At 66.4% G+C, this 16,534-nt stretch carries 14 protein-coding genes, 1 tRNA gene and 1 pseudogene; 15 read left to right on the top strand and 1 reads right to left on the bottom strand.

Features of this window, described 5'->3' with window-relative positions; all coding sequences use genetic code 11:
* From I73_RS10155 to I73_RS10105, 12 genes are all read left to right on the top strand, one after another.
* Positions 1-847, top strand: an 847-nt coding sequence (locus I73_RS10155) for a polyprenyl synthetase family protein (protein ID WP_022980500.1), incomplete at its 5' end; no start/stop codon positions are given.
* A gap of 92 nt (positions 848-939) precedes the next feature.
* Positions 940-1,016, top strand: a tRNA-Pro gene (locus I73_RS10150).
* 243 nt (positions 1,017-1,259) lie between these two features.
* A complete protein-coding gene (gene pilB / locus I73_RS10145; RefSeq protein WP_022980499.1) occupies positions 1,260-2,984 on the top strand; it encodes a type IV-A pilus assembly ATPase PilB in 1,725 nt (574 codons plus the stop codon).
* Between the two features lie 64 nt (positions 2,985-3,048).
* Entirely contained in the window at positions 3,049-4,269 is a 1,221-nt protein-coding gene (locus I73_RS10140) for a type II secretion system F family protein (protein WP_022980498.1), read from the top strand.
* A gap of 3 nt (positions 4,270-4,272) precedes the next feature.
* The gene (locus I73_RS10135) at positions 4,273-5,202 is read left to right on the top strand and encodes an A24 family peptidase (protein WP_022980497.1); all 930 of its coding nucleotides are present in this window, start codon (positions 4,273-4,275) and stop codon (positions 5,200-5,202) included.
* The gene (coaE, locus tag I73_RS10130) at positions 5,199-5,828 is read left to right on the top strand and encodes a dephospho-CoA kinase (RefSeq protein WP_022980496.1); all 630 of its coding nucleotides are present in this window, start codon (positions 5,199-5,201) and stop codon (positions 5,826-5,828) included. The genes I73_RS10135 and coaE overlap by 4 nt, the downstream gene beginning before the upstream one ends.
* A 39-nt stretch (positions 5,829-5,867) precedes the next feature.
* Positions 5,868-6,623: a cell division protein ZapD gene (gene zapD / locus I73_RS10125; protein WP_022980495.1), complete on the top strand. Its 756-nt coding sequence runs from the start codon at positions 5,868-5,870 to the stop codon at positions 6,621-6,623.
* Positions 6,592-6,837 carry a DNA gyrase inhibitor YacG gene (locus I73_RS31585; RefSeq protein WP_083876672.1) on the top strand — a complete coding sequence of 82 codons (246 nt, stop codon included), beginning with the start codon at positions 6,592-6,594 and terminating at the stop codon, positions 6,835-6,837. The genes zapD and I73_RS31585 overlap by 32 nt, the downstream gene beginning before the upstream one ends.
* Positions 6,834-7,490 carry a hypothetical protein gene (locus I73_RS30875; protein ID WP_148289769.1) on the top strand — a complete coding sequence of 219 codons (657 nt, stop codon included), beginning with the start codon at positions 6,834-6,836 and terminating at the stop codon, positions 7,488-7,490. Before I73_RS31585 ends, I73_RS30875 begins: the two co-directional genes overlap by 4 nt.
* A 195-nt stretch (positions 7,491-7,685) precedes the next feature.
* On the top strand, positions 7,686-7,976 hold the full coding sequence (groES, locus tag I73_RS10115; RefSeq protein WP_022980493.1) for a co-chaperone GroES: 291 nt from the start codon (positions 7,686-7,688) through the stop codon (positions 7,974-7,976).
* A 58-nt stretch (positions 7,977-8,034) separates the two neighbouring features.
* Positions 8,035-9,678 (top strand): chaperonin GroEL, encoded by a 1,644-nt coding sequence (gene groL / locus I73_RS10110; RefSeq protein ID WP_022980492.1) that lies wholly within the window; start codon positions 8,035-8,037, stop codon positions 9,676-9,678.
* 94 nt (positions 9,679-9,772) lie between these two features.
* The gene (locus I73_RS10105; protein WP_022980491.1) at positions 9,773-12,049 is read left to right on the top strand and encodes a patatin-like phospholipase family protein; all 2,277 of its coding nucleotides are present in this window, start codon (positions 9,773-9,775) and stop codon (positions 12,047-12,049) included.
* A 40-nt stretch (positions 12,050-12,089) separates the two neighbouring features.
* On the opposite strand, the gene yihA is transcribed toward I73_RS10105, so the two are convergent.
* On the bottom strand, positions 12,090-12,782 hold the full coding sequence (gene yihA, locus I73_RS27245; RefSeq protein WP_374701954.1) for a ribosome biogenesis GTP-binding protein YihA/YsxC: 693 nt from the start codon (positions 12,780-12,782) through the stop codon (positions 12,090-12,092).
* 144 nt (positions 12,783-12,926) lie between these two features.
* On the opposite strand from yihA, the gene I73_RS10095 reads away from it, so the two are divergent.
* The 3 genes and pseudogenes from I73_RS10095 to I73_RS10085 form a co-directional block, all read left to right on the top strand.
* Complete coding sequence (locus tag I73_RS10095; protein ID WP_022980489.1) at positions 12,927-13,553, top strand: cytochrome c; 627 nt, start codon at positions 12,927-12,929, stop codon at positions 13,551-13,553.
* Positions 13,554-13,665: 112 nt separating this feature from the next.
* Entirely contained in the window at positions 13,666-15,789 is a 2,124-nt protein-coding gene (locus I73_RS10090; RefSeq protein ID WP_022980488.1) for a cytochrome c biogenesis protein ResB, read from the top strand.
* Positions 15,786-16,534: pseudogene (locus I73_RS10085) on the top strand (c-type cytochrome biogenesis protein CcsB); the annotation flags it as partial. The gene I73_RS10090 and the pseudogene I73_RS10085, both read left to right, overlap by 4 nt.

Below are 16,534 nucleotides of genomic sequence, written 5' to 3'. Positions count from 1 at the left end.
CGCGGGCGGCAAGCGCATCCGACCGCGGCTGGTGCTGCTGTTTGCCCAGGCCCTGGGCTATCGCGGCCACCACCATTACGAGTTGGCTGCCACGGTGGAATTCATCCACACCGCCACCCTGTTGCACGACGATGTGGTGGATGAGTCGCTGCTCCGGCGCGGCCACCCCACGGCGAATGCGGTGTTCGGCAACGCCGCCAGCGTGCTGGTCGGCGACTTTCTGTATTCCCGCGCCTTCGAGATGATGGTCTCGGTCGGCGACCTCCGGGTGCTGGAGGTGCTGGCCGAAGCCACCAACGTCATCGCCGAGGGCGAGGTGCTTCAGCTGATGAACATGCACCAGCCGGATGTGGCTCTGGAGAGCTATCTCCAGGTGATCCGCTACAAGACGGCCAAGCTGTTCGAGGCCAGCGCCCGACTGGGCGCCGTGCTGGCCGGCGCCCCGCCCGAGGTCGAGGAGGCCTGCGCCAGCTACGGCCGCGCCCTGGGCACCGCCTTCCAACTGGTGGACGATCTGCTGGACTACCAGGGAGACACCGCCACCCTGGGCAAGAACGTGGGCGACGATTTGCGCGAAGGCAAGCCCACCCTGCCCCTGCTGGCCGCCATGCAGCGCGGCAGCAGCGAGGAACGGCAACTGATCCGGCACGCCATCGAACACGGCGAGGTGGAACGGCTGCGCGACATCGTGGCCATCGTGCACCGCACGGGCGCCCTGGAAGTCACCCGCCAGGCGGCGCAACAAGAGGCCGAAGCGGCCCGCCAGAGCATTGCCGCGCTCCCCCCTTCCCATGCCCAGAAAATCTTGCTAGAATTTCCTGCTCGATCAGTTGATCGGTCTTTCTGAGCACAACAGCGCATCCGCGCTCTTGCAGCGTCAAGAAATCACCGGAAAACAGATCACCAAGAGCAGCGGCCGATTCGTGTCGTTGACTTCTTCGGGGTGTAGCTTAGCCTGGTAGAGCGCTACGTTCGGGACGTAGAGGCCGGAGGTTCGAATCCTCTCACCCCGACCAGGCACCCATGCACAAAGGCCACGGACCTCCGTGGCCTTTGTGCTTTACGGCCCCCCCGCACAGGTCCGCGCGTGACGCACGGTCACACTTTGTCGCCTGGAACCGCCATTTCGGTGGAAATTCGGCTCGCACCTCCCACGCAGGCGATCGTCGTTGACAGAACGCGACCGTTTTGCGTCATCATGTGCCATTGGATTTGCGCCGAGCAAGGCGTTGACATGCCCAGTCGGCCTGCTGTGACCCGTGGACACTATCACTGATGTTTCAAAGCCCACGCTTTCCGGCGTGGCGCGCGTGCTTGTCCATGGAGGCAGGCTGGCGGCTGCCCGCGCCGAGGAGTTGGTGCGCAGCGCGAAGGAGAAAAAGGTCTCCTTCATCAGCGAATTGATGGGCTCCGGCGAGCTCAGTCCCGCCCAACTGGCCCACGCGCTGTCTTCCGCACTGGCCGTTCCGCTGCTCGACCTGGACGCGGTGGATGCTCAGCGCCTGCCCAAGAACATCATCGACGCCAAGCTGATCGGGCAGTACCACGTGCTGCCACTGAACAAGCGCGGCAGCCGGCTGTTCCTGGCCTGCGTGGACCCGACCGACCAGGAGGCCAGCGAGCGCATCAAGTTCGCCACCCAGTTGTCACCCGAGTGGGTGGTGGTGGAGCACGACAAGCTCAGCAAGCTCATCGAAGGACAGACGGGGTCGGCCAACCAAGCGCTGGAGGCCATCAGTGCGGCCGACTTCGACTTCGAGGTCACCGAGGAAGACACCAGTGCCTCCGCCGCCCCCGCGGCCGATGTGGTGTCCGAGGTGGAAGACGCCCCTGTGGTGCGCTTTCTGCAGAAGATGCTGGTGGACGCCATCAACATGCGCGCGTCCGACTTGCACTTCGAGCCCTACGAATACAACTACCGGGTGCGTTTCCGCATCGACGGCGAGTTGCGCGAAATCACCCAGCCGCCGCTGGCGATCAAGGACAAGCTGGCCTCCCGCATCAAGGTCATCTCCCGTCTGGACATCTCGGAGAAGCGCGTCCCCCAGGACGGACGGATGAAGCTGCGCTTCGGCAACAAGTCGATCGACTTCCGGGTCAGCACCCTGCCCACGCTGTTCGGCGAGAAGATCGTGATCCGTATCCTCGATTCCTCCAGCGCCAAGCTGGGCATTGAGGCCCTGGGCTACGAGCCGGCCGAGAAAGAGCGGCTGATGCACGCCGTGCACCGGCCCTATGGGATGGTGTTGGTCACCGGCCCGACGGGCTCGGGCAAGACGGTGTCGCTCTACACCTGCCTGAACATCCTGAACCAGCCTGGGGTGAACGTCTGCACGGTGGAGGATCCGGCCGAAATCAACCTGCCGGGCATCAACCAGGTCAACGTCAATGACAAGGCGGGCCTGACCTTCGCCAGCGCGCTGAAATCCTTCTTGCGGCAGGATCCGGACGTGATCATGGTCGGCGAAATCCGGGACCTGGAAACCGCGGACATCGCGATCAAGGCTGCGCAGACCGGCCACCTGGTCCTGTCCACACTGCACACCAACGATGCGCCTTCCACCCTCACCCGGCTGCTGAACATGGGCGTGGCCCCGTTCAACATCGCCTCCAGCGTGCTGCTGATCACCGCCCAGCGCCTGGTCCGGCGGCTGTGCGAGAGCTGCAAGCAGCCGGCGGACTACCCCCGTGATGCCCTGATCAAGGCAGGCTACGAGGAAAGTGACCTGGACGGCAGCTGGCGCCCGTACAAGGCGGTCGGCTGCTCGGCCTGCAACAATGGCTACCGTGGACGGGTCGGTGTCTACCAGGCCATGCCCATCACCGAGGCCATCCAGCGGCTGATCCTGACCAACGGCTCGGCCGTGGATCTGGCGGAGCAGGCGCGCCGCGAAGGCGTGCGCGATCTGCGACAGTCCGGCTTGGTGAAGGTCCAGCAAGGCGTCACCACGCTGGAAGAGGTGATTGCGGCCACCAACGACTGAGTCGCAACAGAACTCGGCAACAGAACACATCATCCATCAACCGTCGGGAGCGGTCGGAGGCTCAATGGCTACTGCAGCGGCAGCGAAGAACGTCAAGGACTTCACCTACGAGTGGGAGGGCAAGGACCGCAACGGCAAGATCGTCCGCGGCGAGATGCGTGCCGGGGGCGAGGCCGCAGTCAGCGCCAGCCTGCGCCGCCAGGGGGTGATGGTCTCCAAGGTCAAGAAGCGCCGCACCTCGGGCGGCAAGTCCATCAAGGCCAAGGACATCGCCGTCTTCACCCGACAGCTGGCCACCATGATGCGTGCGGGTGTGCCCCTGCTACAGGCCTTTGACATCGTGGCCCGCGGCAGCGTCAACGCCCGTCTGACCCGTTTGCTGCTCGACATCCGCGCCGATGTGGAGACCGGCACAGCCCTGTCCTCGGCCTTCCGCCGGCATCCGCAGTACTTCGACGCGCTGTACTGCAACCTGGTCGAAGCCGGTGAGGCCGGCGGCATCCTGGAGCAGTTGCTGGCCCGTCTGGCTCTGTACCAGGAGAAGAGCCTGGCGCTCAAGCAGAAGGTCAAGTCAGCGTTGATCTACCCGATCTCGGTGCTGGTCGTGGCCTTCGTCGTCGTGACGGTGATCATGATCTTCGTGATCCCAGCCTTCAAGCAGGTGTTCACCAGCTTCGGCGCCGATTTGCCAGCCCCCACGCTGATGGTCATGGGCATGAGCGACTTCTTCGTGCACTACTGGTGGGCCATCTTCGGCACGCTGTTTGGTGGCGGCTACATGTTCTTCCGCACCTGGAAGCGCTCCGAGCACATGCAGATGGTGATGGACCGGCTGCTGTTGCGCATGCCGATCTTCGGCGATCTGATCATGAAATCGGTGGTGGCCCGCTGGACCCGCACGCTGTCCACGTTGTTCGCCGCCGGCGTGCCGCTGGTGGAGGCGCTGGACTCGGTGGGCGGCACGGCAGGCAACGCGGTCTACGCCAAGGCCACGGAACAGATCCAGCGTGACGTGGCGGCCGGCACGGCCCTCACCCCGTCGATGACCACCACCGGCGTCTTCCCGAACATGGTGCTGCAGATGGCGGCCATCGGCGAAGAATCCGGTGCGCTGGACGACATGCTGTCCCGGGCAGCGGACTTCTACGAAGAAGAGGTCGACGAAATGGTCAAGGGGCTGTCCACCCTGATGGAGCCGCTGATCATCGTCATCCTGGGTGTGCTCATCGGCGGCATCGTGATCTCGATGTACCTGCCGATCTTCAAGCTGGGTCAGGTGGTCTGAGGCATGGTCGGTGGTACCGAAACCCTGGGCTGGTGGCTCTCGCCCTGGGTGCTGGGCCTGCTGGGCCTGTGTGTGGGCAGCTTCCTGAACGTGGTGGCCCATCGGCTGCCCCGCATGATGGAGCGGCAGTGGTGGGCCGATGTGGCGGCCCAGCTGTCGGACGCCGAGTCCTGGCAGCGCACTTTTGGTGACGCGGCGCCCAAGCCCCTGGCCCCGACCGCGCAGGAGCTGACGCGGCGCCTGGAAGGACTCGCCCCCCTGTCCCTGTCCAAGCCGGCATCGCGCTGCCCGGCCTGCGGCCACGCCATCCGCTGGCACGAGAACATCCCTCTGCTGGGCTGGCTGCGCTTGCGCGGCCGCTGCGCCGCCTGCGGCACGCGCATCTCGGCGCGCTACCCCCTGGTGGAGCTGCTCACCGGACTGCTGTTTGCCGGCCTGGCCTGGCACATGGGCCCGCAGCCTGCGGTGCTGCTGTGGTGCGGCGTGGCGGCGACCCTGGTCGCCCTGACCGCCATCGACTGGGACACCACGCTGCTGCCCGACAGCCTCACGCTGCCTCTGCTGTGGGCCGGCCTGAGCGCCGCCGCGCTGGGCTGGACGCTGCCGGTCACCCAGTCCATCGCCGGCGCGGCGGCGGGCTACCTCTCGCTGTGGTCGGTCTACTGGCTGTTCAAGCTCACCACGGGCAAGGAGGGCATGGGCGCGGGCGACTTCAAGCTGCTGGCGGCCTTGGGTGCCTGGCTGGGTTGGCAGGCCATCCTGCCCATCGTGCTGATGGCCTCGGTGATCGGTGCGGTGGTGGGCATCGGCATGAAGCTCAGCAACGCCCTGCGTGAAGGGCGCTACGTGCCTTTCGGGCCCTTCCTGGCCGGCGGCGGGCTGGTCGTGATGCTGGCGGGCTTGGACCGGGTGCTGGGCTGGATCGGCCAATGATCGGGGCACGCCGCATCGGTCTGACCGGCGGCATCGGAAGCGGCAAGAGCACGGTGGCGCGGATGCTGTCTGCGCACGGGGCCCGGGTCATCGACACCGACGCCATCGCCCGAGCGCTGACCCAGCCCGGCGGAGCGGCCCTTCAGGACATCGCGGACCGGTTCGGTGCAGAGATGATCGGCACCGATGGCGCCCTCGACCGGGCGCGGATGCGCGATCTGGTCTTCGCGCAGCCGCAAGCCAAGCGCCAGTTGGAGGCCATCCTCCATCCCTTGATCGGCGAGGAAACCCAACGCCAGGCCCAGGCCGCCGGTCCCGCGCAACCCGTGGTCTTCGACGTGCCGCTGCTGGTGGAGAACGGCGCGCGCTGGCGTCGCCAGGTCGATCGGGTGCTGGTGGTGGACTGCAGCGAGGCGACGCAAGAGGCGCGGGTCCTGGCCCGCTCCGGCTGGCCACAGGCCCAGGTCGCGCAGGTGATCCGACAGCAGGCCAGCCGCAGCGCGCGCCGGGCAGCGGCCGACGCCGTGATCCTCAACGACACGCTCACCCTGGCCGAGCTGGAAGCCGAAGTCGATGCGCTCTGGGCGCTCGGATTCTTCGGCGTGCCGGCCACCGCGCGGCTGTGAAACAATCCACGCAGCATCCCACCGCCTGGAAGCCCCACCTTGGTCCTGTACGAATACCCGTTCAACGAGAGCATTCGCACCATGCTGCGGCTCGAGCATCTGTTCAAGCGGCTGACGCAGCTGGTGCCCCGCGACGAACCGGTGGACCATCATTTCGCCCTGGTCACCGTCTTCGAGATCATGGACGTGGCCTCGCGTGCCGACCTGAAGTCGGACATCCTCAAAGAGCTTGACCGCCACCGCAGCGTGCTGCTGGGCTACCGCGGCAACCCGCACATTTCCGAAGCGGCGCTGGACGAGGTGATCGGCCAGATCGACGAGGGCTACCAGGCCCTCAACAACCAGGCCGGCAAAGCCGGACAAGCCCTGACGGCCAACGAATGGCTGATGAGCATCCGCAGCCGCATCAGCATCCCCGGGGGCACCTGCGAATTCGACCTGCCGGCCTACTACGCCTGGCAGCAGCACCCGGCCGAGGCCCGCCGCCAGGATCTGGCCCGCTGGATTGATTCGCTGTGGCCGATGAAGAACGGCCTGGACCTGCTGCTGCGCCTGCTGCGCGACAGCGGCGTGCCCCACCGCGTGGTCGCCACTGGCGGGCAGTACCAGCAGACCCTGCCCCAGGGCCGCACCTACCAACTGCTGCGCCTGCGGCTGGACGAATCGCTCGATCTGGTGCCCGAGATCAGCGGCCACCGCCTGATGGTGTCCGTGCGCTTGATGCGGGCTGATACCGAGGGCCGTTTGAAGCCTTTCGGGCAGGATGCCGCCTTCGACCTCGCCCTGTGCAGCTGATCCCGTGACCCTCCTGCCTTCCGCCCCCCCACGCCCCCCGATCGATGTCAACTGCCCGGCTTGCGGGGAAAAGACCGTGTTCGGGCCGAGCAATCCATTCCGCCCCTTCTGCAGCGCACGCTGCCAGGGACACGACTTCGGGGCCTGGGCCAGCGAAAACTACCGTGTCGCAGCCAGCCACGAAGCCGAGCCTGACGAGGGAGAAGCCGCATGAGCACCGCCGCCGGAAGCCCTCTGCTCCACCGACGTCAACTGTTGTGGGTCTTGGCGGCCGCAGGCGGACTGGCGGGCTGCGCCACGACGCAGCCCGAGACGCTGGAACTCAGGACCTACCACGAGACCCTGAGCTCGCTGCTGTTGTCGCAGGATCGCCAGCACCTCGTGGTCATCGGCGAACACTACCATTACATCTTCGACACCCCCCAGGCCCTGGTGGCGGCCCTGGCGTCTCCCTTGCACGCGCGCATGGAAGGGGAACTGGGCCGCTTCACGGTCTCGGCCGACGGGCGCACCGAAGGTGACTATGCCCTGACCCTGCCCGCCGATCTGGGCGATGCCGACCGTGCCCAGGCCGTCGCACTGGGTTTTCAGGCCGACCCCGCCCAGCCGGGGGCCTGGCGCCTGTCGGGCCATGTGGCCGGCCAGCGCTATCTGCAGGGCACCGTGAAGGCCAACCGCGCCCGCACCACCCTCAACCACCCCTACACGGTGGAGATCCAGGCCGAGCAGCCGCGCAGCGAGCAGGTGGCCCATGCCCTGGTGACACCCGTCTCCACGGCGGCCAACGGCGTCAACCTGCTGTACTACGTGGTGCTGGCGCCGATCCTCGTGCCCTTCGCGCTGATCAGCCGCGAACGCGCCAAGTGACTTCCAGGGTCCGGTTCGGCAGCTCTTGAAAGCCGGCACGCCGTCCCTATAATGCGTCTTAGCACTCACTCAATGAGAGTGCTAACAAACGCAGCCCCCACAGAAGTGGCTGCACGTTCACTGAAGGAACAAGGCAGGTGCCCGGTGCACCCCGACCTTCTTCCCATTTGACTGTCCATGCTCCAAGGAGATGCAATGAAACTTCGTCCGTTGCACGATCGCGTGATCGTCAAGCGTCTGGAAAACGAGACCAAGACCGCTTCCGGCATCGTGATTCCCGACAACGCCGCTGAAAAGCCTGACCAAGGCGAAGTGCTGGCCGTGGGTCCGGGCAAGCGCAACGACAAGGGCGATTTCGTGGCCCTGAACGTTCAAGTCGGTGACCGCGTGCTGTTCGGCAAGTACTCGGGCCAGTCGGTCAAGGTCGATGGCGAGGAACTGCTCGTCATGCGCGAAGAAGACCTCTTCGCCGTGGTTCAGAAGTGATCGCCTGATCCTCTGATCACCGCCCACCCATCCTGTACTGAATTCGGAGATTTCTCAAATGGCAGCAAAAGACGTCGTCTTCGGCGCTGACGCCCGCGCCCGCATGGTCGAAGGCGTGAACATCCTGGCCAACGCGGTCAAGACCACCCTGGGCCCCAAGGGCCGCAACGTGGTGCTGGAGCGCTCCTTCGGCGCCCCCACCGTCACCAAGGACGGTGTCTCGGTCGCCAAGGAGATCGAGCTCAAGGACAAGCTCATGAACATGGGCGCCCAGATGGTCAAGGAAGTCGCTTCCAAGACCTCCGACAACGCCGGTGACGGCACCACCACCGCCACCGTGCTGGCCCAGGCCATCGTGCGCGAAGGCATGAAGTACGTGGCCGCCGGCATGAACCCGATGGACCTGAAGCGCGGCATCGACAAGGCCGTCGCCGCCCTGGTCGTCGAGCTGAAGAAGGCCTCCAAGGCCACCACCACCTCCAAGGAAATCGCCCAGGTCGGCACCATCTCGGCCAACAGCGACTCCGACGTCGGCGGCATCATCGCCGAGGCGATGGACAAGGTCGGCAAGGAAGGCGTGATCACCGTCGAAGACGGCAAGAGCCTGAACAACGAGCTGGATGTCGTCGAAGGCATGCAGTTCGACCGCGGCTACCTGTCGCCCTACTTCATCAACAACCCCGAGAAGCAAGTCGCCCTGCTGGACAACCCCTTTGTCCTGCTGTACGACAAGAAGGTCAGCAACATCCGTGACCTGCTGCCCACGCTGGAAGCCGTGGCCAAGGCCGGCCGTCCGCTGCTGATCATCGCGGAAGACGTCGAAGGCGAAGCCCTGGCGACCCTGGTGGTCAACACCATCCGCGGCATCCTGAAGGTCGTGGCCGTCAAGGCACCGGGCTTCGGCGACCGTCGCAAGGCCATGCTGGAAGACATCGCCATCCTGACCGGTGGCAAGGTGATCGCCGAGGAAGTGGGCCTGTCGCTGGAGAAGGTGACCCTGGCCGACCTGGGCCAAGCCAAGCGCGTCGAAGTGGGCAAGGAAAACACCACCATCATCGATGGCAACGGTGCCGCCGCCGACATCGAAGCCCGCGTCAAGCAGATCCGCATCCAGATCGAGGAGGCCACCAGCGACTACGACCGCGAGAAGCTGCAAGAGCGCGTGGCCAAGCTGGCTGGCGGCGTGGCCGTCATCAAGGTCGGTGCTGCCACCGAAGTCGAGATGAAGGAAAAGAAGGCCCGCGTGGAAGACGCGCTGCATGCCACCCGCGCTGCCGTGGAAGAAGGCATCGTGGCCGGCGGTGGCGTGGCCCTGCTGCGTGCCCGTCAGGCCGCTGGCGAGATCAAGGGCGAGAACGCCGATCAGGACGCTGGCGTCAAGCTGGTCCTGAAGGCCATTGAAGCCCCGCTGCGCGAGATCGTGGCCAATGCCGGTGGCGAGCCGAGCGTGGTGATCAACGCCGTGCTGGGTGGCAAGGGCAACTACGGCTTCAACGCCGCCAACGACACCTACGGCGACATGATCGAGATGGGCATCCTGGACCCGACCAAGGTGACCCGCACCGCGCTGCAGAACGCCGCTTCCGTCGCCTCGCTGATGCTGACCACCGAATGCATGGTCGCCGAAGCGCCGAAGGAAGAAGCCCCCGCCATGCCGGGCGGCGGCATGGGTGGCATGGGCGGCATGGGCATGGACATGTAAGCTGTCCTGCCTGAGCACCCTGCTCTCGCAAGCACCACAAGAGGCCACCTTCGGGTGGCCTTTTTCATGCTTGCCACAGGCCACAATCCCCACCATGCCACGCCGCCTGCTGCCCACCACCTTGCTGCTGTGCGCACTCCCTGCCATCGCCTGGAGTGCCCCCACCCCGCCGCCGGCACCGGCCCTGCCCGCCGCCGCGGCATCCACCCCGTCAGCGTCCCAGCGCCCCCGGATCGGGCTGGTGCTTTCAGGCGGCGGCGCCCGCGGCATCAGCCATGTGGGTGTTCTGAAGGTGCTGGAAGAAAAGCACATCCCGATCGATGTGATTGCGGGCACCTCCATGGGCGCCATCGTCGGAGGCCTGTACGCCAGCGGGATGAAGGCCGACCAGATCGAGGAGGCGTTCAAGAAGATCAACTGGACCAGCCTGTTCTCCACCCGGGTGGGCCGGGAGGAACTGTCGCAGCGCCGCAAGGAGCAGGACTTCGAGCTCAGCACCGCGCTGGAGCTGGGCTGGCGTGATGGCGAGTTCCGCGCCCCCCAGGGCGCCGTCTCCAGCCGGGGACTGGACGCCTTGTTGCGGCGCTATACCCTGCCCGCCCAGGACATCAGCGACTTCAACCGCCTGCCCATTCCCTTTCGCGCGGTGGCCACCGACATGGAGACCGGCCAGCCGGTCATCCTGGCCCAGGGCGATCTGGCCACGGCCCTGCGATCGAGCATGAGCGTGCCCGGCGTCTTCCCGGCCACCGAGGTGAACGGCCGCATCCTGGGCGATGGCGGCCTGGTGGACAACGTGCCGGTGGACGTGGCCCGGGCCATGGGCGCGGACATCGTCATCGTTGTCAACATCGGCACGCCGCTGGCCGGGCGTGAGACGCTCAACTCCGCCATCGGGCTCACCGCCCAGATGATCAACATCCTGACCGAACAGAATGTGCGGCGCAGCCTGGACTCGCTAGGCCCCCGCGACATCCTGATCCAGCCCGATCTGGGTGCCCTCACCTCGGGCGACTTCGACAAGGTCGCCCAACTGGTCGACATCGGCGAGGCCGGTGCGCAAGCCCGCGCCGACCAGCTCGCCGCCCTCTCGACGTCCAACACCCAGTACGCGGACTGGCAGTTGGCCACCCAGGCCCACAAACTGCCCCCCACCCAGCTGGACTTCGTGGCTTTCAGTGGCACCACCGGAACCAACCCGGGCCGCTTGCAGCCCCAGCTGGAAAGCAAGGCCGGCGAGCCCTTCGACCCCGCCAAGGCCGAACGGGACGCCCGCTACCTGGCCGCCACCGGCGACTACGCACAAACCGACTACCGCCTGGTGCATGACAGCCGGGGGGACGGCCTGCTGTTCACCCTGGAAGACAAACCCTGGGGCCCGACCTATTTGAACGCCGGCCTGGACCTCTCCACGGACTTCAGCGGCAACAGCGCCTTCAACGTCAAACTCTCGTTGAACCGCCACTGGCTCACCCCCAATGGCACGGAGTGGCGCAGCATCGCCCAGATCGGCGAAGTGCCGCGCCTGTTCACCGAGCTCTACCACCCGCTGAACTGGAACATCGGCCTGTCCGACGACTGGTTCGTCTCGGGCTGGACCGACGGCGAGCGCCGCAAGCTCTCGGTGTTCAACAGCAACGGCGGCGACAAGGTCGGTGAACTGCGCCGCTCCCAGCTGCGCATCGGGCTGGACCTGGGGCAACCCTGGGGCAATCTGGGCGAGGTGCGGGTCGGTCCGGTCTACGAGGCCACCCGCAGCGCCCCCCTGCTGGCCAGCAGCGCCGATGTCCTGGCCAGCACCCAGGAAACCTGGCAGGAGATGGGCCTGCGCGGACGCATCGTGGTCGATCAGCTCGATTACGCCAACTTCCCGCAGCGGGGCTACCGCTTCGAGACCGATGCCCTGGTCGGGACCCGGCATGAGCGCGGGGAGCGCAATGACCTGGCCTGGGTCGAGAGCCAGGCCACCGGAGCCGCCAGCTGGGGGCGGCAGACCGTCACTCTGCATGGCGAGGTGAAGGCGGCCAACACCACCTCGGCGTCCACGGTGGGGCGCTACAGCCTGGGCGGCTTCCAGCAGCTGTCCGGCTACCAGCCGGGTCAGGTCAGCGGCAACGCCATGGTGTTCGGGCGGCTGAACTGGTACATGCGTCTGGCAGAGACCCCAGTCTTCGCCCGGGGCTTTTTCGTGGGCACCAGCGTGGAAGCCGGCAACGCCTGGCTGGATTACCACGACATCCGCCTGACGGGCCTGCGCTACGGGGGCAGCGTGTTCCTCGGCGCGGACACCGGACTCGGCCCCATGTACCTGGGCCTGACCTGGGCACCGCGCGGCGAGGCCGGATTGGCCCTGGTCATCGGCCGGCCCTGATCCAGGGCGTCGCCCGGCCTTCCGAGCTCATCGCCGGTCTTCAGGCCGGCAAATCCTTTGGCTCGTCCGCATCGTCCGTCGCAGCCTCGGCCTCGGGCTGCGTCGCCTGGGGATGCACCCAGCCATGGACCGTCTCGGCGAGATCCGCCAGGCCCTGGTGCTTGGTGGCCGAGAACAGCAGCATGCCCACATCGGCCTGCTCGCTCACCCGGGCCCCCAGCTGCTCCTGAACGGCCGCCAGGGCCGCCTGCTGCTCGCGACGGTTGAGCTTGTCCGCCTTGGTCAGCACCACCAGCAGCTTGACCTCGCCGGTGTTGATCCGCGGCGAGACGAACTCGAGCAGGCGCTCGTCCAGCGGCGTCAGGCCCAGGCGGCTGTCCACCAGCAGCACCACGCCGTTGAGGTTGCGCCGCACTTCCAGGTAATCGGCCATCACCTTCTGCCAGCGCACCTTCTCGGTCCGGGAGACGGTGGCGTAGCCGTAGCCGGGCAGGTCGGCCAGGTAGGCATCGGGAGCCTCGCGCGGCCCCAGGGCAAAAAGGTTGATGTGCTGGGTGCGCCCCGGGGTCTTGGAGGCGAACGCCAACTGACGGCGCTGGGCCAGTGCATTGATCGCGGTGGACTTGCCGGCATTGCTGCGACCGACAAAAGCGATCTCGCCCAGATCCCCGGGCGGGAGCTGGTTGAGCTGGCTGGCCGTGGTCAGGAAACGAGCACTGTGAGCCCAGGCCAATGCAGGGTGTTTGAGTTCGGACAAATCCGAACGACTTTGGCTGGAGGTTTCACGCATGGCACATTCTAGAATTCCCTGGTTTGATTGCTGGCTTGCGCTGGCTTGCCAACACCCACAAATTCCACAATCCCCGAGGCCCTCCGAATGAAGTCTCCTGTCGCGTTCGCCAGTTCCCTCGTGCTCGCAGCCCTGATGGCGGGTTCCGTTCATGCCGCCGAAGCCGCAGCCCCATTCAAGCCGGATCTGGCCCGCGGCCAAGCGATTGCCGTGACCTGTGGTGCCTGCCACACCAATGATGGCACGCGCGGTCTGGCCACCTACCCCATTCTGCAGGGTCAGCACCCCGAATACCTGGTCAAGCAGTTGACCGAGTTCAAGGCCAACAAGCGCGTCAACCCCATCATGAACGGCATGGCCGCGCCGCTGACCGAGGCCGACATGAAGAATGTGGCGGCCTTCTACGCCAGCAAGAAGCCGGTGCCGGGCGCCGCCAAGAACAAGGACACCGTGGCCCTGGGTGAGAAGATCTACCGCGGTGGCATCGCCGATCGCAAGGTGCCGGCCTGTGCCGGCTGCCACGGCCCCAGCGGTGCCGGCATCCCGGCACAGTACCCGCGTCTGGGAGGCCAGCATGCCGAGTATGTGGAGGCCCAGCTGACCACCTTCCGCAGCGGCGCCCGCACCAACAGCCCGCAGATGATGGACATCGCCGGCCGCATGAGCGACGCCGAAATCAAGGCCGTGTCCGACTACGTGGCCGGCCTGCATTGAGCAGGGGCAGAATCAGCCGCTCCAGGCTGAAGGATTCCTGAATTCCCCGTGAAAGGCCGGTCACTGACCGGCCTTTGTCTTGTTGGCCCCACGGGCCCCGGATAATCGCCGCATGACCGCCTCCCACGGAGCCTCGCCCTCCCTGATCCAACGCGCCTGGCGCGACAGCCTCGAACTGCTGTCCTCGATGCGCTTTGCCATCACGCTGCTGTGCGTGATCTGCATCGCCTCGGTCATTGGCACGGTGGTGAAGCAGAACGAGCCGCTGAACAACTACATCAACCAGTTCGGCCCCTTCTGGGCGGATGTCTTCGGCCGCTTCCACCTCTTCAACGTCTACAGCGCCCCCTGGTTCCTGCTGATCCTGGGCTTTCTGGTGCTGTCGACCAGCCTGTGCATCGCCCGCAACACGCCCAAGATCCTGAGCGACCTGCGCAGCTTCAAGGAGCATGTGCGCGCCCAGTCGCTCAAGGCCTTCCATCACAAGGCCGAGGGTGAACTGGCCGTGAACGGCGACGCCGCGCTCCAGCAGGTGTCCGACGTCCTGGCCCGCCGCGGCTGGCAGGCCCGGGCCCAGGTGCGGGAAGACGGCACCATGGTCGCCGCCCGCCAGGGCCGGCTCAACAAGATCGGCTACCTGGCCGCCCACTCCGCCGTGGTGCTGGTGTGCCTGGGCGGGCTGTTCGATGGCGATCTGGTCGTGCGAACCCAGATGTGGTTCACCGGCAAGAGCACCTTCGAGGGCGGTGGCCTGATCAAGGACGTTGCCCCCGAGCACCGGCTGCCATCAACCAACCCGACCTTCCGCGGCAACCTGTTCGTGCCCGAGGGTGGGCGCGCCGGCACCGCGGTGCTGAGCATGCCCAACGGCATCGTGCTGCAGGACCTGGACTTCGACGTCGAACTCAAGAAGTTCATCGTCGAGTACTACGACACCGGCATGCCCAAGCTGTTCGCCAGCAAGATCGTGCTGCACGACCACGACACCGGTGCCGCCACCGAAGCCATGGTCAAGGTCAACGAACCGGTCTTCCACCGCGGCGTGGCCATCTACCAGAGCAGCTTCGAGGATGGAGGCTCCCTGTTGGAGCTGACCGCCCAGCCGCTGGCGGGCAACGGCCCGCCCCTGGTGTTCAAGGGCCGCATCGGCGACAGCCTGCCGCTGAGCGGTGGCAGCGACAAATACACCCTGGAGCTGACCGGCCTGCGGGTCATCAACGTCGAGAACCTGGGCGAGGCCGATGGCAAGGGCACGGATGTGCGCAAGGTGGACCTGGGTGGCACGCTGGACAAGCACCTGGGCGCGGGCGTCGATCCGGACAAGAGAAAGCAGTTGCACAACGTCGGCCCCTCCTTCACCTACAAGCTGCGCGATGCCAGCGGCCAGGCCCGGGAGTTCCAGAACTACATGCTGCCGCTGGAGATCGATGGCCAACGCGTCTTCGTGATGGGCGTGCGCGAGGCCACCGACGAGAACTTCCGCTACCTGCGCATCCCGGTGGATGACCAGAACAGCATGAATGGCTGGCTGCACCTGCGCCGCGCCCTGGCCGACCCGGCCCTGCGCAGCCAGGCCGCCCAGCGCTATGCCGACAGCGCCACGCCGGCCGACCGCCCCGAGATGCGCGACCAGCTGCGCATCACCGGCGAACGCGCCCTGGCCCTGTTCGCCGGCGCCGAAAAGGCGGCCAAGGCCAATGCGGTGCCCGGTGGCCTGGCCGCCCTGAGCCAGTTCATCGAGGGCACCGTGCCCGAGGCCGACCGCCAACGCGTGGCCGACGTGCTGCTGCGCATCCTCAACGGCTCGCTGTTCGAGCTGGAGCAGCTGGTGCGCCAGGCCGATGGGCAGGCACCGCTGAGCTCGGGCGCCAGCACCCAGGCCTTCATGACCCAGGCGGTGATGGCCCTGTCGGACAGCTACTTCTACCCGGCACCGCTGATGATGCAACTCAGCGGCTTCAACCAGGTCCAAGCCAGTGTCTTCCAGGTGGCCCGCGCACCGGGCAAGAAGCTGGTCTACCTGGGCGCGGTGCTGCTGATCCTGGGGGTCTTTGCCATGCTCTACATTCGCGAGCGTCGCCTCTGGGTCTGGCTCAGCCCGGCCGCTGACGGGCACACCCGTGTTCTGATGGCCATGTCCACCCCGCGCCGCACACTGGACATCGACGCCGACTTCAACGCCCTGCGGCAGGACCTTCTCGGCCCGTCTGCCCTTTCCGGAGACACCACGCCATGACCACCACCACCCTCGCGGTCGGCAAGCCCGGCTGGTTCAGCCAGCGCAGCGCCTATGACTGGCTCTACGCCCTGTGCATCGTGCTGGGCGCCGCCTACGCCTTCCAGCGCTACGGCAGCTCGATGGACGTGTACGAGCGCGGCATCCTGCTGGGCGCGGTGCCCAGCCTGATCGGCCTGGGCTGGTTCTGGGGCCCGCTGCGCACCCTCAGCCTGGGCGTGGGCGCGGCCACCCTGCTGGCCATCTCGCTCTACAACCAGCACCTGGACAATTTCGGCGCGGACCTGGCCGCTGGCGACAAGGTCTTCCTGCTGAAGTATTTCCTGGCCAGCCAGAGTGCCATCATGTGGATGAGCGTGCTCTTCTACATGAGCACCCTGTTCTACTGGATCGGTTTCTTCACCCGCCAGGGCGGCGAGAACGCGCTGGGCCTGAAGGTGGGCTCGGGCCTGGCCTGGGCGGCTGTCTTCATGGCGCTCACTGGCACCATGGTGCGCTGGTTCGAAAGCCATCAGATCGGCCCGGACATCGGCCACATCCCGGTCAGCAACCTCTACGAGGTGTTCGTGCTGTTCAGCTGGCTGACCACGCTGTTCTACCTGTACTACGAAGCCCATTACAAGATCCGCTCGCTGGGCCCCTTCGTGATGCTGGTGGTCAGCGCCGCGGTGGGCTTCCTGCTCTGGTACACCCTGGCGCGTGACGCCCAGGAGATCCAGCCTCTGGTGCCAGCCCGCAAAGCTGG

The sequence above is a fragment of the Ideonella sp. B508-1 genome (assembly GCF_000333615.1).
In the GTDB taxonomy this organism is placed as follows: domain Bacteria; phylum Pseudomonadota; class Gammaproteobacteria; order Burkholderiales; family Burkholderiaceae_C; genus Ideonella.
Note: the sequence above shows the minus strand (reverse complement) of the source record. Positions and strands in the feature narration are given on the sequence as shown.

Bases quoted from the DNA above. Each gene is read 5' to 3' on its own strand.
- I73_RS10140 (WP_022980498.1), top strand. From the start codon at position 3,049: ATGGCTACTGCAGCGGCAGCGAAGAACGTCAAGGACTTCACCTACGAG.
- I73_RS10135 (WP_022980497.1), top strand. From the start codon at position 4,273: ATGGTCGGTGGTACCGAAACCCTGGGCTGGTGGCTCTCGCCCTGGGTG.
- coaE (WP_022980496.1), top strand. From the start codon at position 5,199: ATGATCGGGGCACGCCGCATCGGTCTGACCGGCGGCATCGGAAGCGGC.
- I73_RS31585 (WP_083876672.1), top strand. From the start codon at position 6,592: ATGCCGCCTTCGACCTCGCCCTGTGCAGCTGATCCCGTGACCCTCCTG.
- I73_RS30875 (WP_148289769.1), top strand. From the start codon at position 6,834: ATGAGCACCGCCGCCGGAAGCCCTCTGCTCCACCGACGTCAACTGTTG.
- groES (WP_022980493.1), top strand. From the start codon at position 7,686: ATGAAACTTCGTCCGTTGCACGATCGCGTGATCGTCAAGCGTCTGGAA.
- groL (WP_022980492.1), top strand. From the start codon at position 8,035: ATGGCAGCAAAAGACGTCGTCTTCGGCGCTGACGCCCGCGCCCGCATG.
- I73_RS10105 (WP_022980491.1), top strand. From the start codon at position 9,773: ATGCCACGCCGCCTGCTGCCCACCACCTTGCTGCTGTGCGCACTCCCT.
- I73_RS10095 (WP_022980489.1), top strand. From the start codon at position 12,927: ATGAAGTCTCCTGTCGCGTTCGCCAGTTCCCTCGTGCTCGCAGCCCTG.
- I73_RS10090 (WP_022980488.1), top strand. From the start codon at position 13,666: ATGACCGCCTCCCACGGAGCCTCGCCCTCCCTGATCCAACGCGCCTGG.